Source organism: Geodermatophilus chilensis, from assembly GCF_002802985.1.
Lineage (GTDB): Bacteria > Actinomycetota > Actinomycetes > Mycobacteriales > Geodermatophilaceae > Geodermatophilus > Geodermatophilus chilensis.
The window spans coordinates 1-6,844 of the sequence record NZ_NVPT01000230.1 but is presented as its reverse complement, the minus strand read 5'-3'; the positions used below and the strand labels follow the sequence as shown (position 1 = coordinate 6,844).

Annotated in this window: 7 protein-coding genes; 2 read left to right on the top strand and 5 right to left on the bottom strand. The window is 72.7% G+C overall.

Translation table 11 applies throughout. The features are described 5' to 3' along the window. Nucleotides 1-154 precede the first annotated feature (154 nt). From CNO22_RS24830 to folP, 3 genes are all read right to left on the bottom strand, one after another. The gene (locus CNO22_RS24830) at nucleotides 155-1,756 is read right to left on the bottom strand and encodes a 4-coumarate--CoA ligase family protein (protein ID WP_100501925.1); all 1,602 of its coding nucleotides are present in this window, start codon (nucleotides 1,754-1,756) and stop codon (nucleotides 155-157) included. Between the two features lie 95 nt (nucleotides 1,757-1,851). Further along, nucleotides 1,852-2,277 (bottom strand): PaaI family thioesterase, encoded by a 426-nt coding sequence (locus tag CNO22_RS24825; RefSeq protein WP_100501924.1) that lies wholly within the window; start codon nucleotides 2,275-2,277, stop codon nucleotides 1,852-1,854. Nucleotides 2,278-2,352: 75 nt separating this feature from the next. Continuing rightward, nucleotides 2,353-3,213, bottom strand: a complete 861-nt coding sequence (gene folP, locus CNO22_RS24820) for a dihydropteroate synthase (protein WP_100501923.1) — start codon at nucleotides 3,211-3,213, stop codon at nucleotides 2,353-2,355. A gap of 76 nt (nucleotides 3,214-3,289) precedes the next feature. Between folP and CNO22_RS24815 the strand changes: the two genes are divergently transcribed. Then, complete coding sequence (locus CNO22_RS24815; RefSeq protein WP_100501922.1) at nucleotides 3,290-3,751, top strand: MaoC family dehydratase; 462 nt, start codon at nucleotides 3,290-3,292, stop codon at nucleotides 3,749-3,751. A gap of 118 nt (nucleotides 3,752-3,869) precedes the next feature. Here the strand turns inward: CNO22_RS24815 and CNO22_RS24810 are convergent, their stop codons facing one another. Then, a complete protein-coding gene (locus CNO22_RS24810; RefSeq protein ID WP_100501921.1) occupies nucleotides 3,870-5,123 on the bottom strand; it encodes a serine hydrolase domain-containing protein in 1,254 nt (417 codons plus the stop codon). A 126-nt stretch (nucleotides 5,124-5,249) separates the two neighbouring features. Next, the gene (locus tag CNO22_RS24805; protein ID WP_091223132.1) at nucleotides 5,250-5,534 is read right to left on the bottom strand and encodes an HU family DNA-binding protein; all 285 of its coding nucleotides are present in this window, start codon (nucleotides 5,532-5,534) and stop codon (nucleotides 5,250-5,252) included. A gap of 244 nt (nucleotides 5,535-5,778) precedes the next feature. Between CNO22_RS24805 and CNO22_RS24800 the strand changes: the two genes are divergently transcribed. After that, nucleotides 5,779-6,702 carry an aldo/keto reductase gene (locus CNO22_RS24800; RefSeq protein ID WP_100501920.1) on the top strand — a complete coding sequence of 308 codons (924 nt, stop codon included), beginning with the start codon at nucleotides 5,779-5,781 and terminating at the stop codon, nucleotides 6,700-6,702. The last annotated feature ends 142 nt before the right edge of the window (nucleotides 6,703-6,844 follow it).

Here is a 6,844-nt window from a genome sequence, read left to right as displayed (position 1 = left end):
GGTGCTGCGACCCGGCGAGGTGCTCGTCGACGTCGTCGCCACCGCGGTGAACCGGGCCGACCTGCTGCAGCGGGCCGGCTTCTACCCGCCGCCGCCCGGACGCAACGAGGCGCCGGTCGCAGCGGAGCGGCCGGCGCCTCGGGGAGCGGTTGGCTCAGCCCGCCGCGCGGAGCTCCTTGCGCAGGATCTTGCCGGCCGCGGACTTCGGCACCGCCTCGATGAACTCGACGATGCGGATCTTCTTGTGCGGCGCCACCTTGCCGGCCATGTACTCGATGACCGCGTCCTGGGTGAGCGTCGAGCCGGGGGCCCGGACGACGAAGGCCTTGGGCAGCTCCTCGCCGCTCTCCTCGTCCGGGACGCCGATGACCGCGGCGTCGGCGATCTCGGGGTGGCCGATCAGCACGGCCTCGAGCTCGGCCGGGGCCACCTGGTAGCCCTTGTACTTGATCAGCTCCTTGACCCGGTCGACGACGGTGTAGCAGCCGTTCTCGTCGACGATCGCGACGTCACCGGTGTGCAGCCAGCCGTCGGCGTCGATCGTGTCCGCCGTCGCCTCGGGGTTGTTCAGGTAGCCCTTCATGACGTTCGGGCCGCGCACCCACAGCTCGCCGCGCTCGCCGGTGGCGGCGTCCTGGCCCGTGGCCGGGTCGACCAGCCGGCACTCGGAGTTCGGGACGGCGAAGCCGACCGAGCCCTTCGGGACCGAGCCCGCGGCCGCACCCGGCGGCTCGGCGCCGAGGTCGGGGGTGGTGTGCGAGACCGGCGACAGCTCGGTCATGCCGTAGCCCTGGGCCACCGTGACCCCGCTGTCGGCGCCCTTGCGCAGCCGGTTCTCGGCGGCGAGGGCCAGCTGCTCGTCCAGCGGGGCCGCGCCCGAGAGGATCGAGGTCAGCGACGACAGGTCGTACTGGTCGACCAGCGGGTGCTTGGCCAGCGCCAGCACGATGGGCGGCGCCACGAAGGCGCGGGTGATCTTGCGGTCCTGGATCGTGCGCAGGAAGTCCTCGAGGTCGAACCGCGGCAGCGTCACCACCGCGCCGCCCCACGCCAGGCCCTGGTTCATCAGCACGGTGAGCCCGTAGATGTGGAAGAACGGCAGGACGGCGATGATCCGCTCGTCCGCGCCGAGCTGGACGAGCGGCCGGCACTGCGCCACGTTCGCCACCAGGTTGCGGTGGGTCAGCATGACGCCCTTCGGCAGCCCGGTGGTGCCGCTCGAGTAGGGCAGCGTGACCAGGTCGTCGGCCGGGTCGAAGTCGACCTGGACCGACGGGGCGTCGGTGCTCAGCAGGTCCACCAGCGAGGCGTGGCCCTCGGCGCCGTCCATGACGACGACTTCGTCGACCGGGGACTTCTCGATGGCGGCCTTCGCCCGGTCGAGGAACGGCGAGACGGTGATCAGCATCTTCGCGCCCGAGTCGCGCAGCTGGAACGCGATCTCGTCGGGCGTGTACAGCGAGTTGATCGGCGACATGACGCAGCCGGCGGCTGCGATGCCGTGGAAGACCACCGGGTACCAGGGGGTGTTCGGGCAGAACATCGCGACGACGTCGCCCTTGCGCAGGCCGCGCGCGTGCAGGGCCGCGGCCACCCGGTCGACGTAGGCGGCCAGCTGGCCGTGGGTGATGACGTCGCCCTTCAGCCCGTCGATGAGCGCGGGCGCGTCGGGCTTCTCCCGCCCGGCGGCGAGGACGAACTCGGGGACGGAGACGTCGGGGATCTCGACGTCGGGGTAACGGCTGGCCAGCGCCACGGGTTGGGCTCCTTCGCACGTCGGTGTGGCGCCAGTCTCACACTCCCAGTGGCGGCGGCCACAAGGGGGTTACCCGCGAGTACCCGGACGTGTGGTCAGCGTGGCCAGAGCACCGACTGGGTGCAGCGGAACAGCGCGATGGTCTTCCCGGACCCCTCCGCGGTCACCACGGCGTCCCACACCTGCGTCGTCCGCCCGGCGTGCGCGTTGGTCGCCACGGTGGTCACCCGACCCTCGCGGAGGGTGCCGAGGAAGTTGCTCTTCAGCTCGATGGTGGTGAAGCCGGCCGAGCCCTCCGGCAGCAGCGCCCGGGTGGCCAGCCCGCAGGCGGTGTCGGCCAGCCCGACGACGGTCGCGGCGTGCAGGTAGCCGTTGGGTGCCAGCAGCTCCGGGCGGACGTCGAGGGCGGCCTCCAGCCGGCCGGGCTCGTGCGCGGTGATGGTGAGCCCCAGCAGGCCTGGCAGGGTGCCCGGCAGCAGCGCGTTCAGCTCATCGGCGGTGTGGAACCCGGTGGCGGCCATGCCGGCGAACCTAGCCCGGCCCCGTCCGGAGGCTCGCCGGGAGCTTGTGAGCGGTGAGAGGGAGGGGGCCCTCGTTCAGGCCAGGCCGCGGGTGGTGCGCGCCGGGGGCCGGTCGCCGCGGATGGCGGCCACCATGTCCAGCGTCTGGCGGGTCGCCGCGACGTCGTGGGCGCGGAACACCGTCGCCCCGAGCCAGGCGCTCACCGCGGTCGCGGCCAGCGTGCCGGTCAGCCGCTGCTCCAGCGGGACGTCGAGGGTCTCGCCGACGAAGTCCTTGTTCGACAGCGCCACCAGCACCGGCCACCCCGTGGCGACCAGCTCGTCCAGCCGTCGGGTGGCCTCCAGCGAGTGCCGGGTGTTCTTGCCGAAGTCGTGCCCCGGGTCGACCAGCACCCGCCCGCGGTCCACGCCCGCCGCGACGGCGGCCTCGGCCAGTGCCGTCGTCCGGGACACCACGTCGGCCACGACGTCGTCGTAGGCGACCCGGTGCGGGCGGGTGCGCGGCGGCAGCCCGCCGGCGTGCGTGCAGACGATCCCGGCGCCGGCCTCGGCCGCCACCTCCGCTAGCTCCGGCTCGACGCCGCCCCACGCGTCGTTGACGACGTCGGCCCCGGCGGCCAGCACCTCCCGGGCGACCTCCGCCCGCCACGTGTCGATGGAGATCGGCAGGTCGGGGTGGGCTGCGCGGATGGCGGCGACCAGGTCGGCCGTCCGGCGGATCTCCTCGGCGGCGTCCACCTCCTCGCCGGGCGCGGCCTTCACCCCGCCGACGTCCACCATGTCAGCGCCCTCGGCGACGACCCGGTCCACGCGCTCGACGGCGGCGGCGAGCTCGTAGGTCGCGCCGCGGTCGTAGAACGAGTCGGGCGTGCGGTTGACGATCGCCATGACCACCAGCCGGCCGGGCGGCACCTCCAGGGACCCCAGTCTCAGCACGCCGCCCTCTCACCTCCGGTGCCCGTGTGGTGGAGTCAGCCAACCAGACCGGAGCACGACGGAAGGAGACGGCGCGATGGCAGTGACGACCGTGCAGGGCATCGAGGGCGTGCAGAGCCTCGTCGGCCAGCACATGGGCTACAGCGACTGGGTGGAGATCACCCAGGAGCAGGTCAACCTGTTCGCCGACGCGACCGGGGACCACCAGTGGATCCACGTCGACCCCGAGCGCGCGAAGCGGGAGAGCCCCTTCGGCGGGCCGATCGCGCATGGCTACCTGACCCTGTCGCTCATCCCCTCGCTGCTGCCGGAGATCGTGGAGATCGAGGGCTTCCGGATGGGCGTCAACTACGGCACCGAGAAGGTGCGCTTCCCCTCGCCGGTCCCGGTCGGCAGCCGGGTGCGCGCAGGGGCCACGCTGGCCTCGGCCACGCCCTTCGACGGCGGCATCTCGATGAACATGGACGTCACGGTCGAGGTCGAGGGCGGCAGCAAGCCGGCAATGGTGGCCACGGTCGTCTACCGCCGCTACCTCTGAGGAGGGAGTACCTCTCCCAGCCCGGACGGGGCCGGCAGCGGCCCCGTCCCGGGTCCCGCCGGCCCCGTCCCGGGTCCCGCCCTGAGCTTGCGAAGGGTGGGGAGGACGGGGTCCTCTTTCAGTCCACCAGGGCCTGGTTGACCAGCTGGCGCAGGTGGTTGCGGATCGGCAGCGTGCTCGACGGCAGCAGCTGCGTGTAGAAGCCGACGGTCACGTCCTCGACCGGGTCCACGTAGAACGCCGTGGACGCCGCCCCGCCCCAGCTGTAGTCGCCGAGGCTGGAAAGCACGCCGTAGCGCACCGGGTCGATGACCATCGAGAAGCCCAGCCCGAAGCCGACCCCGCGCAGCGGCGTCTCGGCGAACAGCGGCCGGCCGAAGGTCTCCAGGTCCTGGTTGCCCGGCAGGTGGTTGCGGGTCATCAGCGCCACCGTGCGCGAGCCCAGCACCCGGCCGCCGTCGTAGGAGCCGCCACGGCGCAGCAGCTCCACGAAGCGCAGGTAGTCCGCGGCGGTGGAGACCAGCCCGCCGCCGCCGGAGAGGAACGTCGGCTTGCGGTGCGCCACGTCGCCCAGGCCGTCGAGGGGTGCGTAGCCGGTCGGTGCGCCCCCCGGCCGACCGGGGACGGCGCCGTAGAGCCGGGCCAGCGAGTCGGGGTCGTCGCCCTCCCGGAGCCCGAACGAGGTGTCGGTCATGCCGAGCGGGCGGAAGATGCGCTGCTCGAAGAACTCGTCGAGCGGCTGGCCGGAGACGACCTCGACCAGCCGACCGAGGACGTCGGTGGAGACGCCGTAGTTCCACTCCGACCCGGGCTGGAAGACCAGCGGGATCGCCGCCCACTGACGGCAGACCTCGGCGGAGTCCGCGCCGGCGGGGGTGCCCCACTCGTGCCCGGCGGCCCGGTACATCGCGTCGACCGGGTGGGCGTGGTGGAAGCCGTAGGTGAGCCCGGAGGTGTGGGTGAGCAGGTGCCGGACCCGGATCGGCTCGACCTGCGGCTGGGTGACCGGCTTCTGCGCGGAGCCCGCGACGTAGACGCGGGTCTCGGCGAACTCCGGCAGCCAGCGCGAGATCGGGTCGGAGAGCTCGAAGGCGCCCTCCTCGTACAGCGCCATCGCCGCGACCGAGGTGACCGGCTTGGTCATCGAGTAGATCCGCCAGCGGGTGTCCCGCTCGACGGGCAGGCCCGCCTCGACGTCGCGGTACCCGGCTGAGCCGACGTGCACCAGGTGCCCGTGCCGGGCGACGGTCACCAGGTAGCCGGGCAGCTGGCCGTCGTCCACCCAGCGGGCCAGCCGCCGGTCCAGCCGGGCCAGCCGGCCGGTGTCGAAACCGACCTCGGCCGGGTCGGTGTCCACCTCGAGTGCCGTCACGAGCCCCTCCGTCCCTCGTGCCGCCTGCCGTCGGACGGCGACTGCCCGGGCATCCTGACCCACGGGTTCGTGGGCCGGGTCACAGGGGGCAGTCGCCGTCCCGACGCGGACCCGGGACGTGCCCGATCAGACCGGGACGTTGCTGGCGGCCTTCTTCAGGTTCGAGCCCGCGGTGACCTTGACCGTGTTGGCGGCGGGGATGTCGATCGACTCGCCGGTCTGCGGGTTGCGGCCGGTGCGCGCGGAGCGCTGGGTGCGCTCGACGGTCAGCAGGCCGGAGACGGCGACCTTCTCGCCGCGGGTGATGGCGTCGACGAGCTCGTCCTGGAGCCCGGCGAGCACCGAGTCCACGGTCGAGGTGGGCACGTCGGCCCGCTTGGCGATGGCGGAGACGAGTTCGGCCTTGTTCACGTGGTTCCTTCCGTGTCGGTGACAGAGCGTGCCGGACCACGCCGGATGGCGAGGTCGGACCGCAGGCACCGTGCCATGTCGCCCTGACAGCCCGCCACCGAGGGGGGTCGAACGGGTCCCTCACGTCCCACCGGTCCCTCGCGGTGGAGCGGTTCGCGCGCGGCGCCGTCGGCCCTCCTGCAGGGTCCCGTCGCGAGCCCGCGAGCGACGGGGGGCAGGAGGGTCCTTCATCTAGCGTTGGGGCATGCCAGTGATCCCCGGGACCGACCTCACCGTCAGCGACCTGTGCCTGGGCGGCAACGTGTTCGGCTGGACGGCGGACGAGCCGACGTCCTTCGCCCTGCTGGACCGGTTCACCGATGCGACGGTCAGCACCCTGGCGCCGTTCGTCGACACCGCCGAGTCCTACGGCCGGGGCGCGTCGGAGGAGATCCTCGGCAACTGGATGGCCGAGCGCGGCCTGCGCGACCGCATGGTGGTGGCGACCAAGGCCTCGCGGCTGGAGAAGGAGCACCCGCTGTCGGCCGCGGAGATCCGGACGGCGGTCGAGGGGTCGCTGCGCCGGCTGCAGACCGACCGGATCGACTTCTACTACGCGCACTACGACGACGGCAGCACGCCGCTGGAGGAGACGCTGCGCGCCTTCGACGAGCTGGTCCGGGCGGGCAAGGTCCGCTACGTCGCGGCGTCGAACTACTCGCCGGAGCGGCTGACCGAGGCGCTGGAGACCTCGCAGCGGCTGGGCCTGGCCCGCTACGTCGCGCTGCAGCCGCACTACAACCTGATGGAGCGGGCCGCCTACGAGGACGGCCTGCGCGACGTCGTGGCCGCGCACGACCTGGGCGTGCTGCCCTACTACGCGCTGGCCAAGGGCTTCCTGACCGGCAAGTACCGGCCCGGTGAGCAGGTCGACTCCCCGCGGGCGGAGGGCGCCTCGGCCTACGTGGGGGAGCGCGGCGACCGGGTGCTGACCGCGCTGCAGCAGGTGGCCGACGCGCACGGGGTCACGGTCGCGGCGGTGGCGCTGCGGTGGCTGGCCGACCGGCCGACCGTCGTCTCGCCGATCGCCAGCGCCCGCTCGGTGGAACAGCTGGCCGACCTGCTGCCCATGCAGGATCTCGTGCTCACCGACGAGGAGACCCGCCTGCTGGACGACGCCAGCGCCTGAGAGAGGACCTCCCTGCCCCCCGCCACTCGGAGAAGGACCCCGTCCCCCATCGGACGCTGCCGACGACCCCTGACGTGTAGATATGGGTGGTCTCGCAGAACTCAAAATAAAACACAGAGAAACTATAGCGTCAGAGATCGAA